Raw genomic sequence first — 22,790 nt, 5'->3', positions numbered from 1 at the left:
CGCACCGGGACGCACCGGCCCGTCGGCGAACGCGCGGGCGCTCGCCGACGGGGACCCGGGTACCGGCCGGAACGGGTCAGTGGTGGTGGCCCGTTCCGCGGCCCAGCGCGGCCAGTACCGCGCGGGCCATGGCCTCCTGGCCCTTGGCGTTGGGGTGGGCCGGAGCCGCGGGCGAGGCCGGGCGCAGCGGCTCGATCCAGCGGTCGGCGGGTGCCTTGCACATGTCGTGGCCCACGGTCGGCCCGTACGTGTCCACGTACTCGGCCCGGTTCAGGTACGCCACCGTGCGCAGCATCAGGTTGAGCCGCTTGCCGGTGTCCCGCAGGTAGGGGAAGTCCTTCGCGGCGAACGGGACGGTCGGGTAGCAGCCGCTTCCGTCGTCGGGCAGGAGGTCGGGGTATCCGACGACGACCACGCGGGCGTGCGGGGCCCTGGCGTGCACCTCGCGCAGCACCCGGGCCACCTTGGGAGCCGTCTGGAGGATGTTCACGGTGAGCTGGTCGTAGCCCGCGGCACCGTAGTACTGCTGGCAGGGGTTGCCCGCGAGGTCCTTCGGACCGAGCGCGGCGCAGGTGGAGATGATCGGGCCGAAGCCCATGTCGTTGCCGCCGATCTGCAGGGTCACCAGGTCGGTGTCGCGCTTCACCGCATCCAGCTGGGGTCCGTTGGTCCCCTGCGCCTTCCACATCTCGTCGGTCTTCGCGCCGGAGCAGCTGACGTCCGTGAACCTGGCGACCTTGCGGGCGGCCGCGGTGATCGAGGGGTAATTGTGGTCGGACCGGGCGCAGTTCGCGTCGACCTGCTGGGGAATCAGCGGCCCGGACGTGTACGAGTCGCCGAGCGCGACGTAGTCCACGCCACGTCCCGCGTGCCCCTCACCCGCCTCGGCGGGGGCTGCCGCGGCGACGCCCGCGACGAGCGCGCAACTGCTCAGCGCCGCTCCCAGCGCCAGTGCGCCCCGCCGCCCGGGAACGGCGTTTTCCGGACGCGTGTGATCGTTCATCGTGTCCCTCCCCTGAGGCCATGACAGCCCGCCGACCGGGTACCGGCGTCCCGCGGCGCACGGAGGTCACGGCGCCGCGGCAGGCCGGACGGCTCCTGCCCGGCAGACCCAACCCGGTCTGTATACCGGCCGGTAGGCCGCCGGAACAGGGTTTGATCGCCCTCCACTTGTCCAATTCTCGTCCGTCGCGGGCTCAGGCCGGTCGGACGGTGCGGGAAGCGGTGTCGCCGAACCGGATGGTGAAGTCGTTCAGGGCCAGGCTGAGCAGGGGCGGGCGGCGGCCCAGGTCCCCCAGGGGGCCGTCCTCGCGGGCGGTCCAGCGGGCCCGTGCCGTCCGCAGGGTGGAGCGCGAGCGGACGGGGCTGGTCTTCAGCGCGCCGTCGAGGGTCTGCGTGACGCGGTAGGTGAGGGGCCAGCGGCCCGGCACCCGGCGGCCGGTGCCGAAGGACGCGGTGGCAAGGACGCCCTCGTCCGTCTCGGCGGTGGCCCGGACGCCCTCGTCCGTCACCGGGCCCGCGCCGGAACCGGTGGTCCGGTCGATGTCGAAGTCCGCCATCTCCTTGGGGATTCCCCACAGTTCGCGGCCGCCCGTCATCGATGCGGCGCTGTCCACCCAGATGTCGGTGATGCAGACGCGCGGACGGCGTCCGTCCCGTACGAGCACGGCACGGAGCAGTTCGTTGTAGTGCAGGACGCTGTCGTTCTCGTAGACGACCCAGGCGGCGCCGACCGCGCCGCGTCCCGCGACGGTGAGGGGCCGGGTGCCGTCCGCCACCCGGGGCAGTTCGCGGGCCGGGACCAGCCACAGCGACAGGTACATCTGCCCGGCCAGGTGCCAGGGTTCCTCGGGGTAGCGCGTCACGGGGTGTCCTTTCCGGTGGGGGGTTCCAGCCGCAGTGCCGCCGGTGCGCCCGCGGGCACGGCGGGGTGCCTCGGCGGCACCGGCCGCACGTGGCGGTAGGGCAGGCCGGGTTCGGGCCGGGGGTCCTCGTCCCCCTGGTTGGGCCACAGGGCGACGGCCCGCTCGGCGAGGGCGGTGATGGTGAGGGAGGGGTTCACCCCGAGGTTCGCCGAGATCGTGGAGCCGTCGACGACGTGCAGGCCCGGATGTCCGTGCAGCCGGTGGTACGGGTCGACGACACCGGTCTGCGGGCTCTCGCCGACGGTGCACCCGCCGATGAGGTGTCCGGTGGTGGGGATGTCGAACAGATCGGCCCAGGTGCCGCAGGCATGGCCCCCGATGCGCTCGGCGGCCCGGCGGGCCGCCCGGTGTCCGGCGGGTATCCAGGCCGGGTTGGGGGTGCCCTCGCCGGGGCGGCTGGTCAGCCGCCGGCGCCCGGTGAGGGTGCGGCGGAGGTACGTCGTCACGGAGTTGTCGAGGGACTGCATGACCAGCAGGACGACGGTCTGCTGGGACCAGCGGCGCGGGTTGTGCAGGCTCGGCAGGTCGCGCAGGTTGCGCGCCATCGCCACCAGACCGGTGAGCAGCCGGGACCGGCCGCGGACGGGGTCGACGAGCAGCGCGCCGAGCAGTCCGAGCAGGTTGCTCCCGCGGCCGTAGCGGACCGCTTCGACGTGGGTGTCCTCGTCGAGGTGGACGGAGGAGGTGATGGCGACGCCGCGGCTGAAGTCGGTGGCCTTGTCCCTGGCCCTGACGCCGAGGATCGCCTCGGAGTTGGTGCGGGTCAGCCGGCCGAGGCGGGGCGACACCTGTGGCAGGGAGCCGCTCTCCCGCAGCCGGTGCAGCAGCCGTTGCGTGCCGAGGGCGCCCGCCGCGAAGACGACGTGCCGGGCGGTCAGGGTCCGCCTGCCGCGCCGCGGGCCCGCGCCGGTGCGTACCGAGGTGACGGCCCAGCCCTCGCCGTCCCGGGTGACGTCCGTGACCGTGCGCAGGGCCAGCACCTCGGCGCCGGCACGTTCGGCCAGGCCCAGATAGTTCTTGGGCAGGGTGTTCTTCGCGTTGTGCCGGCAGCCCGTCATGCAGGCGCCGCAGTGCAGGCAGGCGTCGCGGTCCGGCCCCGCCCCGCCGAAGTAGGGGTCCGCGACGCGGGCGCCGGGTGCCGCGTCCGGCGGCCCGAAGTGCACACCGACCGGCACGGCCTTGAAGGTGTCCGCGCGGCCGAGGTCGTCCGCGGTGTCCCGCAAAAGCCGGTCGGCGTCGGTGAGCAGGGGGTTGGGGGTGACGCCGAGCATGCGGCGGGCCTGGGCGTAGTAGGGCGCGAGTTCGCCGCGCCAGTCGGTGATGCCGGCCCACGGCGAGCCCTGGAAGAAGGCCGCGGGCGGCTCGTAGAGCGTGTTGGCGTAGCCGAGGGAGCCGCCGCCGACGCCCGCGCCGGTCAGGACGAGGACGTCGCCGAGCAGTGTCATGCGCAGGATGCCCGTGCAGCCGAGGCGGGGGGCGAAGAGGTAGTCGCGCACGTGCCAGGAGGTCCGGGGGAAGTCGGCGTCGGCGAAGCGGCGGCCCGCCTCCAGGACCCCGACCCGGTACCCCTTCTCGGTGAGGCGCAGGGCGGTGACGCTGCCGCCGAATCCGGAGCCGATGACGAGTACGTCGTAGTCGGGTGTGTCCATCAGGGCCCCTTCGGTACGAAGTCGGCGAGGACCGGGCCGATCAGACGGGCGATGTTCGCCCGGCGGACCTCGGGGTGTTCGCCCGCGAGGCGTACCGGTCCTTCGAGGCCGGGGGTGTGGGCCGCGAGCGCGAGGTGCGGCAGCAGGACGAGCAGCAGGGACAGCAGGGCGTCGACGTCGGCGCCTTCGCGCAGGTCGCCGGTCTCGACCGCCCGCTCGACCAGGGGGCGCAGACCGGCGAGGTAGATGTCCTGCACCGGAGCGCGCACGGCGTTGCGGACGGCGGGGTCGAGCTCCATGTTGGTGGCCGCGGTGACCCCGCGTTCCAGCGGATGGCCGGCGAAGTAGTCGAACCACGCTTCCAGGGCGTCGGTGAGATGACGGGAGAACTCCGTGGAGCCGTCGTACCCGTCGAGCCAGGGTCGCATGGCGGCGTGGATGCGCAGGGAGGTCTGCTCGGCCACGTAGGCGAACAGGTCGAGCTTGCCCTCGAAGTACTGGAACAGCGAGCCCTTGGCCACACCGGCCTCGCGGGCGATGACGTTGAGGCTTCCGGTGGAGTAGCCGTGGGTGCCGAACTCGTCCATCGCGGCGACCAGGACCCGTTCGCGGCGCGCCGGTGACAGGCGGGTCCAGGTGGGAGTGGGCATGCGTGCTCCTGCGTGTGACCGGGCGGTCATGTGACCGCCCGGTCATCGTCGGCGCGGCGGACGCGCCCTGTCAACGCGTCCGGCCGAAACGACCGGCGGTGAACGAGCCCGGGGGACAACACCGTTGGGTCACCATGGGCTCCGACTCCCGGTCGCGTCACGGTCATTGACACGGCGGTCGGCGCACAGCAGCCTGTGACCACCCGGTCATGTGACCGGGTGGTCACCATCGTGGTCACCGTCACGGCCGCAGGAAGGGGCGGGTGTGGAGAGGGTGTGTGTGATCGGGGCGGGCTCGTCCGGGATCGCCGCCTGCCAGGTGCTGGCGGCGCGCGGGATCGCGTACGACTGCTACGAGACCGGATCCGAGGTCGGCGGCAACTGGCGCTATCTGAACGACAACGGGATGTCGTCGGCCTACCGCTCGCTGCACATCAACACCTCGCGCCAGATCATGGAGTACGCGAGCTTCCCCATGCCGCGGGACTGCCCGGTCTACCCCAGCCACTTCCACATCGCCCGGTACTTCGACAGCTTCGTGGACCACTTCGGGCTGCGGCCGTCGATCGCCTTCCGCACCGAGGTGGTGCGCGTCGAACCCGTGCCCGGCGGCACGTGGCGCGTCACGACCCGCCACCTCGACTCGGGCGAGACGGCGGAACGGCTCTACGGTTCCGTCCTGGTCGCCAACGGCCACCACTGGAAGGCCCGTTGGCCCCTGCCGTCGCTTCCGGGAGCCGAGGAGTTCACCGGCACCCAGACGCACTCGCACGACTACCGGACACCGGAGCCCTTCGCCGACAAGCGCGTCCTCGTCCTCGGCATCGGCAACTCGGCCTGCGACATAGCGGTGGAGACCTCGCGGGTGTCCCGGCGCACGGTCCTCGCCATGCGCCGCGGCGCGCACATCCTGCCCAAGTACCTCTTCGGGGTGCCCACCGACCACCTCACCGGCTCCTGGCTGGAGAGGGCCCCGCTGCCGGTGCAGGAACGGGGCCTGCGGCTGCTGCTGCGGCTCAGCCGGGGCCGCCTGAAGGACTACGGGCTGCCGACGCCCCGGCACGGGGTGCTCGCGGCCCACCCCACCATCTCCGACGACCTGCTCTCGCGCCTCGGCCACGGCGACCTCGCCGTGAAGCCCGCTCCCGTACGGCTGGAGGGCGACCGGGTGACGTTCGAGGACGGGAGCACGGAGGCGGTCGACGCGATCGTCTACTGCACGGGGTACGACATCGCCTTCCCGTTCCTCGACGCCGAGGTGATCGATCCGTCCGGCAACGACATCGGGCTCTACCGCCGGGTGGTCGCGCCGGACCGCCCCGGCCTGTACTTCATCGGACTGGTCCAGCCCCTCGGCGCGATCATGCCGCTCGCGGAGGCGCAGTCGCACTGGGTCGCCGATCTCCTGGAGGGCCGGTGCGCGCTGCCCGGACCCGAGCGGATGCGCCGGGAGACCGAGGCGTACCGCGCGGGACTGGCGCGCCGCTACGTCGCCTCCACCCGGCACACCATCCAGGTGGACGCGCAGGCCTATCTCCGTGAACTGCGGGCGGAGCGGCGCAGGGGCGCGGCCCGGGCCCGGAAGGGCGCCGCCGGCCGCTGACGGCTCCGCCCGGGACCGCCGACGCCCACCGGCCGACCGCCCCCGGCCGACCGTCCCCGTCCAACGGCCCCCGCCCGACGGCCTTTCGGCACAGGGCCGTCGGGAGCCTGGTGCGGGCATCGTCCGCCGGATAGGGTCCGTGACCATGGAATCCGGCAGAGGCCCGAACGACAACGCCCACGTCATACGGTGGGGCCGACGGCGGTTGCTGGCCCATCTGCCGGGCGCCCTGGGGCTGTTCGCGATCAGCGTGCCCGGATTCCTCGCCCTCGCCGACGGCGCGGTCATCGGCGTGTTCTTCGTGCTGCCGGTCCTGGCGTACGCGTGGTGGACGCGGTCCGCGTGGCGGCAGCGCGACGACGCCATGGCCTTCGACGTCGACGGCTTCTGGTGGCTGCGCGGCAAGGACGCCCGGATGATCCCCTGGCGTTCACTGGCCGGTGTCACCATCCACCGGGACCACAGCTTCTTCAACCATCAGGACGTCAAGACGCTCGAACTGTGCCCGCTCGACGGCGACGAGAACACGGCCCCCTGGATGAAACGGTTCGTCCGCACCAGGGAACCGCTGCGTCCCGGCCTGCCCGGCTTCAGCTACAACATCGACGTCAGTCTCTGCCACAGCCGGTGCGAGAGGGCGCTGTGGCGGTGGGTACCGCAGAAGCTGCGGCACGAGGCCAGAACCGGATCGCGGGGCGTCTTCGGCGGCCGGTGACCCCGCCGCACCCGCACGCGGCACGGGCGCCCGCCGTACTCCGCGGCCGGTGACTCCCCCGCACCGGTCCGCCCCCGCACCGACGGCCAGGACAGGACCCGTCCTGGCACCCACCCGGCCCCGGCCTCGCCACACGTGACCCACATCACGTGACGTGAGTGCATAGCGAGGCACCCGCCAGCGTCTTTCTCCAGGTGTACGAGCCGGCAAGTGCGGGGACGGTGTGGATGGGACAGGCAAGAGCCGAGGGGACCGACGGCTTCGACGGGTTCGTCGCGGCCCGTTGGTCGGCATTGTTCCACCTCGCCCGCCTGCTCTGCGCGGGTGACCGGCACCGCGCCGAGGACCTGCTCCAGGAGGCCTTGGTCAAACTGTGGTTCGCCTGGCCCAAGGTGGCCGACGAGGCACCCGAGGCGTACGTACGGAAGGTCATGGCCCGCGCCGCCGCGCGCTCCGCACGACGGCGGTGGTGGGGCGAACGCCCCGTGGAGACACTGCCCGATCTCGCGCACACGGGCGACGAGTCCGCGGCCGTGGTGGAACGGTCGCGGCTCGAGGCGGCCCTCGCCCAACTGCCGCCCCGGCAGAGGGCGGCCGTGGTGCTGCGCTACTACCAGGACCTGCCCGAGAAACAGGTCGCGGAGGTCCTGGGCTGCCCGCTGGGCACCGCCCGTTCCCACGCGTCACGCGGTGTGGCGCGGCTGCGCCAGATCCTGGCGGATGTCATCGAGCCGGTGGGGTGAAGGGAAGAATGGACCACTTCGAGCGGGAGTTGGCGCGGATGATGCGCGACTCCCAGGAACACACCCCCTTCGAGCCCGCACAGCAGAACAGCCTCCGTGACGGCGTCCGCGTCCGCCGCCGCATCCGCGCGGCGCAGAAAGCCGTGAGCTGCGTCCTGGCCGCCGCCGGGATCAGTTTTGGCCTGTTCCTGCTGCCGCACGCCCCTGACCGCGACCGCCCCCTGGGCCCCGTACCCCGCCCCACGGACACCCCCGTCTCCCCGTACGTCACCCCGTCACCGACCCCGTCCTCGAGCGGGACGCCCACCGAGTCGGCCACCGGCGGCACGGCCGAGAGCACCACCGCGACCTCCGGTCCCCCCGACACGCCCACGACGACAAGGAGTTCGGACCCGGCGACCTCCGAACCCACGAACACGAACACGAACACGGCGACGACCAGCGCGCCCGCGACCGAACCGGCGACGCCGAGCGAGACACCCACGTCCTCGCCGCCCCCGTCGGGTCCCGGACCTTCCTCGTCGGCCGAGGCCGGCACCGAGTAGCCCGGACCGGCCTCCGCGGACCTCGTCCGCCGTCCGCACAACCCCCACATCCCCACTCCGTCAGCGCGATCGGACCGTGAGCGTCTTCGGTCTGCCCCGCGACAGCGCACAGAACAGGACACACCATGACGAAGGCATTGCGGTCCGCCTCCGCGGACCTCGAGGGCTTCGCGGACTCCGGACGCTTCGGGGACTCCGGGCACCCCGGTGACCCCGAACGCCCCGGCGGCTCCGGACACTTCGGCGGCTCCGCGCACCCCGGCGGCTCCGGACGCCTCGGTGACCTCCCCGTCCGGCTTCCGCTGCCGGCGGACCACACCGAGCCCGTTCTGGACGTGGTCGTCCCCGTGTTCAACGAGGAGACGGACCTGGAACCGAGCGTGCGCCGCCTGCACGCCCATCTGCGCGAGACGTTCCCGTACCCGTTCCGCATCACGGTCGCCGACAACGCGAGCACCGACGCCACCCCGCGGATCGCCGCCCGGCTGGCCGCCGAGCTGCCCGAGGCGACGTGGATACGGCTCGACGAGAAGGGACGCGGCCGGGCCCTGCGCACCGCGTGGTCGGGCTCGAAGGCGCCGGTGCTCGCGTACCTGGACGTCGACCTGTCCACCGAGCTGAACGCGCTCCTGCCGCTGGTCGCGCCGCTGATATCCGGGCACTCCGACATCGCGATCGGCACCCGGCTGGCCCGCGGTTCCCGGGTGACCCGAGGCCCCCGGCGCGAGATCATCTCCCGCTGCTACAACGTCCTGCTGCGGTCCACGCTCGCCGTCGGCTTCTCCGACGCGCAGTGCGGCTTCAAGGCCGTCCGCCGCGACGTCGCGACACGTCTGCTGCCGCTGGTGGAGGACTCGGGCTGGTTCTTCGACACGGAGCTGCTGGTGATCGCCGAACGCGCCGGACTGCGCATCCACGAAGTACCGGTCGACTGGGTGGACGACCCCGACAGCCGGGTCGACCTGCTCTCCACCGCCGTCGCCGACCTGCGCGGCATCGCCAGGGTCGGCCGCGCGCTGGCCCGCGGCACACTGCCGACGGCACGGCTCGGACGCGCCCTCGGGAACACGCCTCCGGCCTCCCTGACGGCACAGTTGCTGCGGTTCGGCGCCGTGGGCGCGGTCAGCACGATCGGGTACGTCCTCCTGTACGCGGCCCTGCGCCCGGTGACGGGGCCTCAGGCCGCCAACGCCTGGGCGCTGTTGGTCTGCGCCGTCGCCAACACGGCCGCCAACCGGCGGCTCACCTTCGGACTGCGCGGGCGGGGCGGCGTACTGCGCCACCAGGCCAGGGGGCTGGCCGTGTTCGGGCTCGGACTCGCGCTCACCAGCGGCTCGCTGGCCGCGCTGCACCACGGGACGCGCGCGCCGGGACGCGCCGCCGAGATCACGGTGCTCGTCATCGCCAACCTGGCGGCGACACTGCTGCGCTTCCTTCTCCTGCGCACCTGGGTGTTCACCACCGCCGCCCGGCGCGAGGGCACGGAAAGCGGTCCACGATGAACGAGCGAGGACGCACGGCCACTCCGCCCCACGAGAGCAGCGCCGAGCCCCGGACAGAAGTCCGCTGGCCCCCGGTCGTACGACCGGACGCCAGGAACCCGGACGGTACGGACGCGGACGGCGCGGGCGCGGACGGCACCGGCGGGGACGGCACGGGCACGGGCACGGGCACGACCAGCGCGGACGGCACCGGCGAGGACAGGACCGGCGTGCACGGCACGCGCCCGCGCGGCGGTCACGCCTGGCGGCCACGGCTGCGCCTGGCGGCGAGGCGGTACGGCCCGGTCCTCGCCCTGTACGGCACGATGAAGCTCGTCGGCTTCTGCGTCTTCATGTACCTGCTGGACTCCTCCGGCGACTTCCGCAAGAAGAACCCCCGCTTCGGGGGCGGCGCCCACGTCTGGGACGTCCTGGCCACCTGGGACGGCTGGTGGTACCAGCAGATCGCCGCGCACGGCTACCACCCCGCCCTCGTGCCGGTGCGCGGCGCCACCGGCCTGATCACCCTGGAGGGCAACTCCGCCGCGTTCTTCCCGCTGTACCCCGCCCTGATGCGCCTGGTCTCCTCCTGCACCGGGCTCGGCCTGCTCGGAGCGGGCCTGGTGGTCTCCGTCACCGCCTCGTTCGTGGCCGCCTCGGGCATCCACGCCGTGACCGCCCGCGTCAGCGGCCGGCGCGCCGGACTGGCCGCCGCCGGGCTGTGGGCCGTGTGGCCCGGCTCCGGCGTGGAGTGGGCGGGCTACTCGGAATCCCTCTACACCGCCCTCGCCGCCTGGACCTGTTACGCCGTCATGCGCCGGCACTGGCTCACCGCGGGTCTCCTGACCTGCGCAGCGGGCCTCACCCGGCCGACGGCCACCGCGCTGATCGCGGCCCTCGCCCTCGCGGCGCTCGTGGAAGTGGTCCGGCACCGGCGCGCGGTGCGCCGCTGGGGGGACCCTCCCGCCCCGGACGGGGCCCTGTACCGGGGCGCGGTCCTGCGCCCGGTGACGGCCGTCGTGATCGCCCCCGTCGGCCTGGCCGGCTACCTCGGCTGGGTGGGACACCGCATGGGCGACTACGGCGGGTACTTCACGCTGCAGGACAAGGCCTGGGCCCACTCGTTCGACTACGGCCGGCACACCGTCAAGGTGCTCACGTCCCTCATGGTCGGCCACTACGACTACCTCTTCGCCTACCCGCACGAAGACGTCATCGCCGCCGGCACCGTCCTGCTGGCCCTGATCAGCGTGCCCCTGCTGATCAGGCTGCGCCCGCCGCTCGTACTGACCGTCAGCACGCTCCTGACCATGGCGCTCATCCTGGGCAGCCAGCAGATCTTCGGCAACGTGTCGCGCTACCTGCTCCCGGCCTTCCCGCTCCTCATCCCCTGTGCCACCGCCATGCGCCGGCTCAGCACCCCGGTCCTGTGCACGGTCCTCACGACCGCGGCGCTCGCCTCCGGCTCCTACGCCGGATACGTCCTGTTCGAGGTGGGGATTCCGTGACGGGGCGTGCCCCCGCACCTGGTCCGCGGTGCGGGGGCACGCCCCGGTGACGGGTCACGCCTGCTTGGGCGCCGCCTGCTGCACGACCTCGAACGACCAGACCGAGGACCCGCTGGCAGCGGGCTTCGGGCGGTCGCCGCCGCCCTGGTGGGCCGACTTCATCGGGCCCTCCATCCACGCCTGGAACGACTCCTCGTCGCGCCAGCGCGTGTACACCAGATAGTCGTCGGTGCCCTCCACGGGGCGGAGGAGCTCGAACCACTCGAAGCCGTCGGAACTCTCCACGGCACCGGCACGCGAGGCGAAGCGCTTCTCGAGGGTCTCCCGCTGCTCGGCCGGGACGGTCAGGACATTGATCTTGACTACGCTCATGCCCCCATCCTGCCGCACCGTGGCCGGCGGACGGCTCAGGGGCCGCCCGACGCCGTGGTCGGACGGCCCCGTCGCCACGGGCCGCGTCAGCCGGCGGTGAGGAGCTGGAGCGTGTCGATGACCCGGTTGGAGAAGCCCCACTCGTTGTCGTACCAGGCGACCACCTTGACGTGGCGGCCGTCGACGCGTGTCAGGGCCGAGTCGAAGATCGACGAGGCCGGGTTGCCCGTGATGTCGGACGAGACGAGCGCGTCCTCCGAGTACTCGAGAACACCCGCGAGCGGACCCTCGGCCGCGGCGCGGTAGGCCGCGAGGACCTCGTCGCGCGTCACGTCGCGGGCCACGGTGGTGTTGAGTTCGACGATCGAACCCACCGGGATCGGTACCCGGATCGAGTCGCCCGACAGCTTGCCCTCGAGGTTCGGCAGCACCAGGCCGATCGCCTTGGCGGCACCGGTCGTGGTCGGCACGATGTTGACGGCGGCGGCACGGGCCCGCCGGGCGTCACGGTGCGGGCCGTCCTGGAGGTTCTGCTCCTGGGTATAGGCGTGCACCGTCGTCATGAAGCCGTGCTCGATGCCGGCGAGGTCGTCGAGCACCGCGGCCAGCGGGGCCAGCGCGTTGGTCGTGCACGACGCGTTCGAGACGATCGTGTGCGCGGCCGGGTCGTAGGCGTCGTTGTTGACGCCGAACGCCAGCGTGACGTCGGCGCCGTCCGAAGGCGCGCCGACGAGCACCTTCCGCGCACCGGCGTCGAGGTGCGCCCCGGCCGCCTTGGCCGAGGTGAAACGGCCGGTGGCCTCCAGGACGACGTCGACGGAGAGCTCGGCCCAGGGCAGTTGGCCCGGTTCGCGCTCGGCCAGCACCTTGATGCGCCTGCCGTCCACGACGAGGGTGTCGCCGTCGACGGTCACGGGGCGGCCCAGGCGGCCGGACGTCGAGTCGTAGGCGAGCAGCCGCGCGAGGGCGGCGGGCTCGGTCAGGTCGTTCACCGCGACGACTTCCAGGTCCGTGTCGCGTTCGAGCAGGGCGCGCAGCACGTTGCGTCCGATGCGGCCAAATCCATTGATGGCGATACGAGTCATGATTGGTGTCCCTTCGGCTCCCTTCAAGACTCGCGCGCCGGGGCGGCCGGTGACAGCGGCGAGATCGCCATGGTCCGCAAGGATCGCGCCAGCCGGGTCGCGGGCGGTCCGCGGCGGGCCGCGGGCCGTGCGCCGGGCCGCGGGCGGTCCGCGGCGGGCCGTGCGCCGGGCCGCGGGCTATTCGCCCCGGGTGAAGGTGCGCCGGTACTCGCTCGGGGAGGTGCCGAGGATGCGGTGGAAGTGCAGTCGCAGGTTGGCGCCGGTACCGAGGCCCACTCCGGCGGCGATCTGCTCGACGCTCCACTGCGAGCGCTCCAGGAGTTCGCGCGCCATGTCGATGCGGGCGCGCATGACCCATTGCATCGGCGTGTACCCCGTGTCCTCCGCGAAGCGCCGCGAGAAGGTGCGCGGCGACACGGCCGCGTGCTGGGCGAGCGCCTCCAGGGAGAGGGGTTCGTCGAGCCGGTGCAGGGCCCATTCGCGGGTGGCGGCGAACCGTTCGCCCAGCGGTTCGGGGACGCTGCGCGGGACGTACTGCGCCTGGCCGCCGCTGCGGTAGGGGGCGGCGACCAGGCGGCGGGCCGCGTGGTTGGAGGCGGCCACTCCGAGGTCGCCGCGCAGGATGTGGAGGCACAGGTCGATGCCGGAGGCGGCGCCGGCCGACGTGAGCACACTCCCCTCGTCGACGAACAGGACGTTCTCGTCGACGTTGACGAGCGGGTGCTTCGCCGCGAGCGCCCGTGTGTAGTGCCAGTGCGTCGTGGCGCGCCTGCCGTCGAGCAGCCCCGTGGCGGCGAGCGCGAACGCGCCCGTCGAGATGGCGGCGAGGCGGGCTCCGCGCTCGTGGGCGTCGATCAGCGCGTCGACGACGGCGGGCGGGGGGTCCTCGCGGTCCGGGGAGCGGTAGCCGGGGACGAAGACGAGTTCGGCCCAGGAGAGTTGCTCGAGGCCGTGGGCCACGTGGTACGACAGGCCGTCACCGCCGGTCACGAGGCCGGGCTCCGCGCCGCACACCCTCACCTCGTACGGCATGCTCGCCCGGGTCGTGAACACCTGTGCGGCAATACCGACATCGAGCGGTTTGGCGCCTTCGAGCACGAGAACGGCGACACGGCGCAGGGGGGTCGTCGGCACGGTGAAAAGGGTACGCGAGCGGACGGATCACACCCGTCCGGCGTCCCGCACGTCCCGTTCGCGCCCGTCGCCCACGCGCGTTCCCGCAGTCGCCGTTCCTACCCCGGAATCTGACGGGGTAACCCCCTTCACAGGAGCCACACACGTCGTGCGAGGATGCGGCTCCGGTATCGAATACCGGTGTAGAGGGGATCCCCATTGAAATCAAGGAAACTGAGCCGTAAGCGGCAACGCGCGACCATAGTCACCGCGGCGGCGGCCTCGGTCGTCGCCGGCGCAGCCCTGCTGCCCAACTGGTCCGCGGGCGCGGCGGGTGTCTCCGCCGACCCCAAGGTGGACGCGGCCACGAAGGCGACCTTCCAGCGGCTGGCGGACGCGGTCTTCACCGACCGTACCGACGCCCTGGTGGGTGCTGACGGAACGAAGCAGAAGACGTCGCGGTTCGCCGGTGACGTACGCCTGTCCTCGGCCCAGTCGCGTGCCGAGAAGTCCGCGCTGGCGAAGCTGGAGAGCCGCAAGGCCCGTCTGGCGGAGCTCGGCGAGGAGTACAGTTCGGCCACCACCAAGGTGACGCTGGACCGTACGCGGGTGAAGGGCCGTAACGCCACCGTCGACGTCACCGAGGCGACGACGCTGGCCTACGACGAGGCCACGGGCACCGAGCCGAAGACCACGGGCTTCGAGGCGCACCACACGCTGACGTTCAAGGCCGACCGCAAGGGCGACTGGCAGCTCACTGGTGTGCAGGACACGGACGACGGGGTCGCGGTCAACCAGGTCGAGGCCACGACGTTCGTCGCCACGCCGATGACCGGCAGCACCACGCCGCCCTCGGCGCCCCGTGCCGCCACCACGAGGCCGGCGCCGGCCAAGCCGAAGAACTTCTCGGCCACCGGCTACGACTACAAGGCGATGGCCGCGTACGCCGCGAAGTACTGGAAGAACTACAACCCGGCGTACCCGAACTTCAACGGGGAGGGCGCGGGCGGAGACTGCACGAACTTCGTCAGCCAGTCCCTGAAGGCGGGCGGCTGGAAGCACGTTCCCGGTTACGTGTACGACTTCAACAAGTGGTTCGGCAACGCCGAGATCCAGTCGGACTCGTTCATCGGTGTCAACGAGTTCTCGTGGTTCGCCCTGTCCTCGAAGCGGGTCACCAGCCTCGCGAACGTCTACCAGGCCGACATCGGCGATGTCGTCCAGATGGACTTCAACAAGGACGGGTCCAAGGACCACACGATGATCGTCACGTACCGCAGCCCGCAGGGCGTGCCGTACCTGTCGTACCACTCGACCAACACCTACAACCGGTCGTTGGCGAGCATCATCGCGTCGTACCCGAACGCCGCGTACTACGCCTTCCGCACCTGATCGGTGGCGTTCCCGGGGCGGGAGTCCGGCACCACGTGCCGGGCTCCCGCCCTTCGCGTCGTTCGGGCGCCGCTCGGGACGAGGACCGCCGTGCCGCGGCCCTGACCGGGGCGAAGCCCGTGGCGGGGGCTCAGCGCTGGAAGGCGGACCCCAGTCGGGCGCCCGTCTCGGGCGCGGCGAGCGCGTGCGGTCCGTAACTCACCGATCCGGCCGCGGTGATGCCCGAGGCGGTGCCCGGGAAGACCCAGACGCCTCCGGAACCGCTGTTCTCCTTCGGCGCCGACACGACGACGTACCCGCCGACGACGGCGGTGCCGCCGCCGAACGCGTCGCCGTTCTCGGCCGTGCCGGGCACCCCGGCCGTGTTCTGGCCGAAGACCTGGACCGCGCCGCCGGACAGGCCCGTCCGGCTTCCGCGCAGGACGGCGAAGGTGCCGGCGTCGGTCCGTCCGGCGTGGTCCTCGCCGGGCATCCCGGCGACGACGTCCGCGTATCCGTCACCGGTGACGTCCCCGACGGAGACGTCGGTGCCGAAGCGGTCGCCGCTCTCCCCCGTCCCCGGGACGCCCGGGGTGTTCTGGCCGATGAGGGTGGCCCGCTCCGCGAATCCGCCGGGCACGCCCCGTACCGTGCCCACGAGTCCGCCGCCCGGGGCGGTGCTGCGGCCGAAGACGACGTCGAGGCGGCCGTCGTGGTCGACGTCCGCGAGGGCGACGCTGTCCGCGGACACGGTGTCGGCGGCGGCTATGAACGGGCCCTCCGCGAAACCGTTCCTGGTGCCCCGCAGCAGTTGCAGGCGGGGCGGCGGGACGGTCCCGCCGTCCGAGTCCCACGAACCGCTGCTGACGACGAGGTCGGTCCTGCCGTCGCCGTCCACGTCGCCCGCCGCCATCGCGTGGACGCGGACGTCCGCGTCGACGAGCGGGCCGGTGCGGGCCGGGACGCCGCTGCGGCCGATGGGGCCGTACCGCGTCTCGTACGCCGTCGCGAGGTCGAGGTGGCCGTCACCGTCGAAGTCGCCCGCGCGGGTCGCCGCCCTGCCCTCGCCGACGACGGCGGCGTCGACGAGCCCTCCCACGCTTCCCCACAGCACGGTCTGCCGTCCCACGTCACGGGCGCTGCCGACGTCCTCGCCGGGAGAGCCGACCACGAGGTCGGTGCAGCCGTCACCGTCGAGGTCCGCCGCGGTGAGGTCGCTGCCGAAGCGGTCACCCGCCTCCGCCGTGCCGGGGATTCCGTAGCGGTCCTGGCTGATCACCTGGCGCTTGACCCCGTCCGGGCCGTTGCCCATGCCGTAGACGACGCTGAAGTACCCGGCGCCGGAGCGGCCGTTGACGGTGCCGCCCGGGGCGCCGATCGCCACGTCGGGATATCCGTCACCGTCGAAGTCGGCCCGCGCCGACCCCGGCGCGGCGGCGGCGCGGGCACCCGCGGTGGCGTTCCCCGGGGAGGCCACTGCGGGAGCCGCGCCCGTGGCTGACAGGACGACGGCCGCCGCTGCGGCCACGGGCAGTCGGAGCTTTCGCGAGGACAAGGCAGACCCCCTGAGGCGTGATCGTGCGTCGGCCTCCCGACGCCCGGCGCACGACAAGACCCGCGTACGGCACCGATGGTTGCACTCCGCCCCTTCACCTCGGATTCACCCTGGCGCGGCCGTACGGAGGCACGCGGCGCCGCGGCGGGCGGCAGCGCCGGACCGGTCCCGCCCGGGGCGGGAAATGGAGCGCTCCCACGTGCCGGTCCGCGCCCCGGGGAAGAAGAATCCTGCGGCTTCAATACGCGCGGGAACGCGCCGACCCTCACAATCCGAGGACGCGGGGTGCCATAACTCGCCAAGTTCGCCTGCTCCGTTGACGCGCTAAACAGTGGCTAAATATCATCGTTCTGAAGTTCGGTTAGAGGTCGATTGATCTGCACGTCTCGCAATCCGGGTCGATCCGGCCCCTTGCCGTGGCAATCGAACGTCACTGCTCAAACGGGGGAATCGTGTCAGCAGCGCTCAAAATCGCCGGGCCTCGTCCGGCGCATTCCATTTCGGGAGAATTACCGGACAGCGAAAACAGGTATGTCCGTCCGTCGGTCTGCGGGCAGGCCGCAGGCACAGGCTTTTTCGTGGCGAGGGGCATTCCGTGTTGTTCTTCTCCGTGCTAGGCCACGTCGAAGTACGTGCCCGCGACCGGGTGTTCCGGCTCGCCGGCACCATGCAGCAATCACTGCTCGCGGCGCTTCTCGTCTCGCGAGGAGGACTCGTCACCGTCGACTCGCTCATTCTCGAACTGTGGGGCGGTGAGCCGCCGTCCAAGGTGCAGAACGCGCTCCAGGCACAGGTGAGCCGGGTCCGCAGGAGTCTGGCGCTCCTCGAACCCGAACGGCCGGGATCCCGGGTGATCACGACGCCTTCGGGCTATCTGTTCTCGGTCGGCAGGCAGGAACTCGACGCGCACGTGTTCATGGACACCGTCGACCGTGTCCGGCGCGCCGTCGCGGACGACGGGTCGTCGGCCGGTCCGGCCCAGGACATCCGTGAACTGCGCAGGGCACTGTCCTTCTGGAGCGGCCCGGTGTTCGGTGGTCTGCGCGTCGGACCGCTGTGCCAGGCCGTCGCGGCCCGGTACGCGGAGGCTAGGAACGCGGCGCTCACCCTGCTCTTCGAGCTGGAGCTGACGACCGGCCCGCCCGACCGGATCCTTCCGGAACTCGCGGAGGCGTACGAGCAGAACCCCACGAACGAGAAGCTCTGCATGCTCCTCATGGGGGCGCTCTACCGCTGCGGGCGCCAGCGCGACGCGCTCGACGTCTACCGGAAGTGCCGGCGCACCCTGGTCGACGACCTGGGCGTCGACCCGACACCCGCGCTGCGCCGGTACGAGAAGGCCATCCTCAACCACGACGCCGAGATGCTCCGCGAACCCGTGGGACACGGCGGCCGGATGGGTATGTGAGCCACGCCGCGTCACGGCACGGTCGCCGTGGCGCGCAGCCGTGAGCGGGCACGGTCGAAACGCTGGAGCACGACGTCCGCCACCTCCGGGGCATCGCCGAGAACCGGCGCGACGACGTCCGCGTGTGCGGCACCCCGCGCGACGCGGTCGGCCAGGAATCCTGGAGCGAGGACGTACGGGGCGACGGCCACCCGGGCACAGCCCGAGGCGCGCAGTCGGCGAACCGCCCACGCCGTACCGGATACGGCGGGGCGGGACCCGCCGCAGGACGGCGCCTGGTCGGCGGGCAAGGAGGCGAACGCGGGCCGCACGGCGCACCAGCCGGTGTGCCGCCACTCCCGCGCGATTTCTGCGATCACCGCGTTCGCCTCCGGATCGGAGGTCCCCGCCGAGGCCAGCACCACCCCGGTCGAGGACATGTCGCCGGGCACCAGCCCGGCGTCGTACAGCCGGCGTTCGAGGGCCCGTGTCAGGAGCGGCGCGGGTCCGAGGACGCCGGCCCGCTCGACGCGCAGCTCCGGCGGCGCCCGGTGCAGCAGCGCCGGGATGTCCGCCCTGGCGTGCACGGCGCGGCTCAGCAGCAGCGGCACGGCGACGACCTCGCGGGCCGCCTCCCCCGGCCGGGGCCCCGCACGCCGTACCTCAGCCGCCAGTTCCGCCAGCACCCGGGGTACGGAGGGGAGGTCGAAGTCCAGGAACCCTATCTCCACCCGCAGTTCCGGCCGCCGGGCCCGCACCCGCCGGAGAAGGGCGCGCAGCGTCCGGGCGTGCCGGGGATCGCGGCTGCCGTGCGCGACGGCGAGCAGCACGGGCGGCACGAGTGGCACCGGTGGCACGGACGGCACAGGTCTCACCCCGCCCGCTCGGCCAGGCCGCGGCTGCGCAGGACGTGCCGCTCCAGCGGGGAGAAGACCAGCACGTCGATGCCGATGCCGACGAGCAGGATGAGGATGATCGTGGCGAGCACTCCCGGCATGTCGCTGTAGGTGCGGAAGTTGTCCAGCAACTGGCCGAGTCCGGTGCCGAGATCGGGTGAGCTGGCGATGAGTTCGGCGGCCATCAAGGAGCGCCAGGCGAACGCCCAGCCCTGTTTGAGGCCGGCGAGGAAGCCGGGGAGCGCGGCGGGCAGCAGTACGTGGCGGACCGAGGCCGGTCCGGTGGCACCGATGACCCGGCCCGCGCGCAGGTACAGCGGCGGGGTCTGGTCGATGCCCGCGACCAGCCCGTTGGCGATGGAGGGCACCGCGCCGAGCAGGACGACCGCGTACACGGTCGCGTCGGTGAGCCCGAACCAGATCATCGCGGCCGGCACCCAGGCCACCGACGGCAGTGACTGCAGTCCGGACAGGAGCGGCCCGATCGCCGCGCGGACCGGTCCGATCCGTGCGACCGCGAGGCCCAGTGGCGTCCCGATGAGGATCGACACGCAGAAGCCGAACGCGCCGCGGGAGACGCTGGTCCACACATAGCCGAAGAGGGTGCCCTCCAGCCACATCCGCCGGATGGACCGGGCCACGTCGAGGGGTCCGGGCAGTACGTGATCGGGCTTCAGGTCCATGGCCGCGGCGAGCTGCCACGCGCCGACGACCAGGACGACGGTGCACAGCGGTGGCAGTACGGTGGCCAGGATCCTGCCCGCGAACGGCGCCCGGGCGGTGGCGGCCGGTCTCTCCAGCGCGTCGAGTCCCGCTTCGAGCCCGGCCAGATCGCCCGCGTCCTCGGTGTCACTGCCTGCCATGGCGGCGGATCTCCCCTCGCAGTTCCTCGGTGATCTCCACGGAGAGTTCGGCGACCGCGGCGTCCTCGATGCGGCGCGGCTGCGGGATGTCCACCGTCCATTCGCGGGCGACGCGCCCGGGGCGGGAGGTGAGGAGGACCACGCGCTGCGCGAGCCGTACGGCCTCGCGGACGTTGTGGGTGACGAAGAGGACGGACAGGCCGGTCTCGCGCCAGATCCGGGTCAGTTCGTCGTGCAGCACGTCCCGGGTGATGGCGTCCAGCGCCGCGAACGGCTCGTCCATCAGCAGCAGCCGGCTGTCCTGGGCGAGCGCCCTGGCCATCGCCACGCGCTGGCGCATACCGCCGGACAGCTCGTGCACCCGCTTGCCGTACGCGCCCTTCAGCCGGACGAGTTCGAGCAGCCGCTCCGCCTCGGGGCGGCGCTCCGCCCTGGCCGTCCCCCGCATGCGCAGAGCCAGTTCGACGTTCCCGCCCGCGGTCAGCCAGGGGAAGAGGGCGTGTTCCTGGAACATCAGGGCCGGACGTCCGCCGGGCACGTCGATCGTCCCGAGGGTCGGCTGGTCGAGCCCCGCGACGAGGTTGAGGAGCGTCGACTTGCCGCACCCGGAGGCGCCCAGCAGGGTGACGAACTCGCCGGCCGCCACGTCGAGGGTGATGTCGTCCAGCACGGGCCGGCCCGTCTGCCGGCCGAACGACTTCGACACATGGGCGAGGCGCGCGGCCGGCGGTGTCGCGTCGCGGGCGGACTCGGGGGGCCGTCGGACGAGGTGGGTGTCCATGGCTGTCGCCTTCCGGTCAGTCGGCGCCGAGGCCGGCGTCGTCGACCGCGGGTCTTCCCGCGGCGTGGAGGACCTTGTTGAGGGGCCGGAGGTCGTAGATGCGGTCGAGCAGCGGGTCCTGGAGCAGACCGGCGGCGACCGCGTGGGCCGCTTCCTCGCGCAGGGTCGCGGCGAGCGGGTCGTCGAGGATCCGGACGTGGGCGAAGGCCAGGTCCAGCACCCGGGGCGGCAGCCGGGTGCCGGAGTCGGCCTTCAGTTTCCGGTCGACGACGGTCTTCGCCCGCCGGGGATGGGCGTTGATCCAGGCGTTGGTCCGCACCGAGCCGCGCAGCAGGGCCTCGACGACCTCCGGGTGCTTCTTCAGGAATCGCTGGGACACGATCATGTTCGTGATGACGAACCGCCCGTCCTTCCACAGGGTCCTCTCGTCCACCAGGACCTTGCCGCCGGCCACGACCAGCCGGGACGCCGTGGGTTCGGGCACCCACGCCCCGTCGAGGTCTCCGCGCTCGAAGAGGGCGGGGATCTCCTTGTTGTCGACGCGCTGGACCTTCACGTCGCCCCGCCCGCTCCTGGCGTCGACCTCGTGGCCCTGTCGCGCGAGGTAGTCGAGGAGGGCGACGTCCTGGGTGTTGCCGAGCTGCGGCGAGGCGATCGTCCTGCCCTTCAGCGCTGCCGGGGAGCCGATCTTCCGGGGGTTCACCACCAGGGAGACACCGCCCGAGGCGGAGCCCGAGATGATGCGCAGATTGCTTCCGTCGGACTTCGTGTAGCCGTTGACAGCGGGCGAGGGGCCGATCCAGCCGACGTCGATCGCGCCCCCGTTCAGCGCCTCGATCTCGGCCGGGCCCGCGTTGAACGCCTGGGTCCGGATCTTCGTCCCGCCCAACTCCTTCTGGAAGAAGCCTTCTTGCAGGCCGACCAGAGCGGTGGCATGGGTGATGTTGGGGAAGTATCCGATCCGCACCTGGTCCACTCCGCCGGTCTTCGCGCCGGTGGCGAGGACGGCCGGCCGGCCCGTGTCCTTGGCCTGGGAGCCGTAGCCGCAGCCCGTGGCGGCGAGCACAAAGAGCGCGCAGAGCACGACGACCGGGAGCCGCCGCGGGCGTCGTGGGGCTTGTGGGCGTCGTAGGCGTCGTAGGGCGGAGCGGGTGACGAGAAGAACTGGCACGTCGACTCCCTTTCCTCACATGCCGGTCGAGCTCGTCGAAGGGCGGTGCGGGTGCGTGATGGAGTCCGGCCCGGCCATGCCCGCAGTCAGGGTGGTGCCGTCGGCGGGGTCGATGAGGATGAAGGCGCCGGTGCGGCGGGAGTCGGCGTAGGAGTCGACCGGGAGCGGCTCGGCGATGCGGATCTTGACGCGGCCGATGTCGTTGGCTACCAGCCGGCCCGGGTGCGGGTGCAGCGAGAGGTCGTCCAGGGTGAGGCGGGAGGGGATGTCCTTGACGATCGCCTTGACCGTGCGGGTGCCGTGCTTGAGCAGCACCCGGTGGCCGACGGTGAGCGCCTCGTCGGCCACGTGGCAGACGGTGGCCTCGACGTCCTGCGTGGTCGCGGGCGCGTCCTTGCTCGGCACGAGCAGGTCGCCGCGCGAGATGTCGATGTCGTCCTTCAGCAGCACGGTCACCGACTGCGGGGCGCAGGCGGCCTGGACCCGTCGACCCAGCAGGTCGATGCCGGAGATCGTCGAGGTACGCCCGGACGGCAGGACGGTGATCTCCTGGCCGACGCGGAGCGAACCGGCGGCGATCTGGCCCGCGTAGCCGCGGTAGTCGGGGTGTTCGGTGCTCTGCGGGCGGATCACGTACTGCACCGGCAGCCGCGCGGTGCGGCTCGGAACATGGTCGGCCCGGACGGTCTCCAGGTGTTCCAGGACGGTGGGGCCGCCGTACCAGTCCATGTTCGCGGACGGCTCCACGACGTTGTCGCCGGCGAGCGCCGAGATCGGGATCGCGGTACACCTGTTCTCCCGGGGGTGCCCCCCGGACCCCCGGCTGGGGACGCCCAGCTCGGAGGCGTACGCCGTGAACTCCTCGGCGATCGCGGCGAAGACGGACTCCTCGTACGCGACGAGGTCCATCTTGTTGACGGCGAGGACGACGTGCGGGACGCGCAGCAGCGCGGCGACGGCGGCGTGGCGGCGGGTCTGCTCGATGACGCCGTTGCGGGCGTCGACGAGCACGACGGCGAGGTCGGCGGTGGAGGCGCCGGTGACCATGTTGCGGGTGTACTGCACGTGGCCGGGGGTGTCGGCGAGGATGAAACGGCGGCGCGCGGTGGCGAAGTAGCGGTAGGCGACGTCGATGGTGATGCCCTGCTCGCGCTCGGCGCGCAGGCCGTCGGTGAGCAGCGCGAGGTCGGGGGTGTCCTGGCCGCGGTTGCGGGAGGCGTGCTCGACGGCCTCCAGCTGGTCGGTCAGGATCGACTTCGAGTCGTGCAGCAGACGCCCGACCAGCGTGGACTTGCCGTCGTCGACGGAGCCCGCGGTCGCGAAGCGCAGCAGGGTGGTCGCCGAGAGCTGTTCGACCGACAGGGGCTCGGTGGGTTC

Annotated in this window: 21 protein-coding genes; 8 read left to right on the top strand and 13 right to left on the bottom strand. The window is 72.5% G+C overall.

Translation table 11 applies throughout. The annotated features are described in order from the left end of the window. Nucleotides 1-76 precede the first annotated feature (76 nt). The 4 genes from ACFW6B_RS31905 to ACFW6B_RS31890 form a co-directional block, all read right to left on the bottom strand. Nucleotides 77-1,003 carry an SGNH/GDSL hydrolase family protein gene (locus ACFW6B_RS31905; protein WP_386601504.1) on the bottom strand — a complete coding sequence of 309 codons (927 nt, stop codon included), beginning with the start codon at nt 1,001-1,003 and terminating at the stop codon, nt 77-79. Nucleotides 1,004-1,196: 193 nt separating this feature from the next. Then, entirely contained in the window at nt 1,197-1,865 is a 669-nt protein-coding gene (locus ACFW6B_RS31900) for an acetoacetate decarboxylase family protein (protein WP_386601502.1), read from the bottom strand. Beyond that, entirely contained in the window at nt 1,862-3,574 is a 1,713-nt protein-coding gene (locus ACFW6B_RS31895) for an FAD-dependent oxidoreductase (protein ID WP_386601500.1), read from the bottom strand. Before ACFW6B_RS31895 ends, ACFW6B_RS31900 begins: the two co-directional genes overlap by 4 nt. Beyond that, the gene (locus ACFW6B_RS31890; RefSeq protein WP_386601498.1) at nt 3,574-4,224 is read right to left on the bottom strand and encodes a TetR/AcrR family transcriptional regulator; all 651 of its coding nucleotides are present in this window, start codon (nt 4,222-4,224) and stop codon (nt 3,574-3,576) included. The genes ACFW6B_RS31895 and ACFW6B_RS31890 overlap by 1 nt, the downstream gene beginning before the upstream one ends. Nucleotides 4,225-4,489: 265 nt before the next feature. Here ACFW6B_RS31890 and ACFW6B_RS31885 point away from each other — a divergent pair, with 265 nt between their 5' ends. The 6 genes from ACFW6B_RS31885 (at nt 4,490) to ACFW6B_RS31860 (ending at nt 10,819) form a co-directional block, all read left to right on the top strand. Beyond that, on the top strand, nt 4,490-5,827 hold the full coding sequence (locus tag ACFW6B_RS31885; RefSeq protein ID WP_386601496.1) for a flavin-containing monooxygenase: 1,338 nt from the start codon (nt 4,490-4,492) through the stop codon (nt 5,825-5,827). A 145-nt stretch (nt 5,828-5,972) separates the two neighbouring features. Next, entirely contained in the window at nt 5,973-6,542 is a 570-nt protein-coding gene (locus tag ACFW6B_RS31880) for a hypothetical protein (RefSeq protein ID WP_386601494.1), read from the top strand. Between the two features lie 227 nt (nt 6,543-6,769). Beyond that, nucleotides 6,770-7,285 carry a SigE family RNA polymerase sigma factor gene (locus ACFW6B_RS31875; protein ID WP_386601493.1) on the top strand — a complete coding sequence of 172 codons (516 nt, stop codon included), beginning with the start codon at nt 6,770-6,772 and terminating at the stop codon, nt 7,283-7,285. Between the two features lie 8 nt (nt 7,286-7,293). After that, nucleotides 7,294-7,830: a hypothetical protein gene (locus ACFW6B_RS31870; RefSeq protein ID WP_386601491.1), complete on the top strand. Its 537-nt coding sequence runs from the start codon at nt 7,294-7,296 to the stop codon at nt 7,828-7,830. Between the two features lie 125 nt (nt 7,831-7,955). Continuing rightward, nucleotides 7,956-9,332 (top strand): glycosyltransferase, encoded by a 1,377-nt coding sequence (locus tag ACFW6B_RS31865; protein ID WP_386601489.1) that lies wholly within the window; start codon nt 7,956-7,958, stop codon nt 9,330-9,332. Nucleotides 9,333-9,637: 305 nt separating this feature from the next. Further along, the gene (locus tag ACFW6B_RS31860) at nt 9,638-10,819 is read left to right on the top strand and encodes a hypothetical protein (protein ID WP_386601614.1); all 1,182 of its coding nucleotides are present in this window, start codon (nt 9,638-9,640) and stop codon (nt 10,817-10,819) included. A 54-nt stretch (nt 10,820-10,873) separates the two neighbouring features. Here the strand turns inward: ACFW6B_RS31860 and ACFW6B_RS31855 are convergent, their stop codons facing one another. The 3 genes from ACFW6B_RS31855 to ACFW6B_RS31845 all read right to left on the bottom strand — a co-directional run bounded on the left by ACFW6B_RS31855 (nt 10,874) and on the right by ACFW6B_RS31845 (nt 13,410). Next, the gene (locus ACFW6B_RS31855) at nt 10,874-11,191 is read right to left on the bottom strand and encodes an antibiotic biosynthesis monooxygenase family protein (RefSeq protein ID WP_386601487.1); all 318 of its coding nucleotides are present in this window, start codon (nt 11,189-11,191) and stop codon (nt 10,874-10,876) included. 86 nt (nt 11,192-11,277) lie between these two features. Beyond that, nucleotides 11,278-12,276: a type I glyceraldehyde-3-phosphate dehydrogenase gene (gene gap, locus ACFW6B_RS31850; protein WP_386601485.1), complete on the bottom strand. Its 999-nt coding sequence runs from the start codon at nt 12,274-12,276 to the stop codon at nt 11,278-11,280. Nucleotides 12,277-12,453: 177 nt separating this feature from the next. Beyond that, a complete protein-coding gene (locus tag ACFW6B_RS31845) occupies nt 12,454-13,410 on the bottom strand; it encodes a GlxA family transcriptional regulator (protein ID WP_386601483.1) in 957 nt (318 codons plus the stop codon). A gap of 198 nt (nt 13,411-13,608) precedes the next feature. Between ACFW6B_RS31845 and ACFW6B_RS31840 the strand changes: the two genes are divergently transcribed. After that, nucleotides 13,609-14,781 carry an amidase domain-containing protein gene (locus ACFW6B_RS31840; RefSeq protein ID WP_386601481.1) on the top strand — a complete coding sequence of 391 codons (1,173 nt, stop codon included), beginning with the start codon at nt 13,609-13,611 and terminating at the stop codon, nt 14,779-14,781. A 130-nt stretch (nt 14,782-14,911) separates the two neighbouring features. Here the strand turns inward: ACFW6B_RS31840 and ACFW6B_RS31835 are convergent, their stop codons facing one another. Continuing rightward, nucleotides 14,912-16,288, bottom strand: coding sequence for an FG-GAP-like repeat-containing protein (locus ACFW6B_RS31835; protein WP_386601478.1), 1,377 nt, complete (start codon nt 16,286-16,288; stop codon nt 14,912-14,914). A 622-nt stretch (nt 16,289-16,910) separates the two neighbouring features. On the opposite strand from ACFW6B_RS31835, the gene ACFW6B_RS31830 reads away from it, so the two are divergent. Continuing rightward, nucleotides 16,911-17,723 carry a BTAD domain-containing putative transcriptional regulator gene (locus ACFW6B_RS31830; RefSeq protein WP_386601476.1) on the top strand — a complete coding sequence of 271 codons (813 nt, stop codon included), beginning with the start codon at nt 16,911-16,913 and terminating at the stop codon, nt 17,721-17,723. An 11-nt stretch (nt 17,724-17,734) separates the two neighbouring features. Here ACFW6B_RS31830 and ACFW6B_RS31825 read toward each other — a convergent pair whose 3' ends face one another. The 5 genes from ACFW6B_RS31825 to ACFW6B_RS31805 all read right to left on the bottom strand — a co-directional run bounded on the left by ACFW6B_RS31825 (nt 17,735) and on the right by ACFW6B_RS31805 (nt 22,775). Next, complete coding sequence (locus ACFW6B_RS31825) at nt 17,735-18,541, bottom strand: sirohydrochlorin chelatase (RefSeq protein ID WP_386601612.1); 807 nt, start codon at nt 18,539-18,541, stop codon at nt 17,735-17,737. Nucleotides 18,542-18,573: 32 nt separating this feature from the next. After that, nucleotides 18,574-19,461, bottom strand: coding sequence for an ABC transporter permease (locus tag ACFW6B_RS31820; protein WP_386601474.1), 888 nt, complete (start codon nt 19,459-19,461; stop codon nt 18,574-18,576). Next, nucleotides 19,448-20,242 carry an ABC transporter ATP-binding protein gene (locus tag ACFW6B_RS31815; protein WP_386601473.1) on the bottom strand — a complete coding sequence of 265 codons (795 nt, stop codon included), beginning with the start codon at nt 20,240-20,242 and terminating at the stop codon, nt 19,448-19,450. Before ACFW6B_RS31815 ends, ACFW6B_RS31820 begins: the two co-directional genes overlap by 14 nt. A 16-nt stretch (nt 20,243-20,258) precedes the next feature. Beyond that, entirely contained in the window at nt 20,259-21,326 is a 1,068-nt protein-coding gene (locus ACFW6B_RS31810; RefSeq protein ID WP_386601610.1) for an ABC transporter substrate-binding protein, read from the bottom strand. Nucleotides 21,327-21,428: 102 nt separating this feature from the next. Continuing rightward, entirely contained in the window at nt 21,429-22,775 is a 1,347-nt protein-coding gene (locus ACFW6B_RS31805) for a sulfate adenylyltransferase subunit 1 (protein ID WP_386601608.1), read from the bottom strand. Nucleotides 22,776-22,790 lie beyond the last annotated feature (15 nt).

This window comes from Streptomyces sp. NPDC058751 (genome assembly GCF_042746485.1).
In the GTDB taxonomy this organism is placed as follows: Bacteria; Actinomycetota; Actinomycetes; order Streptomycetales; family Streptomycetaceae; genus Streptomyces.
The sequence above is the reverse complement of the archived record's forward strand: the minus strand, read 5'-3'. Positions and strand labels throughout refer to the sequence as shown.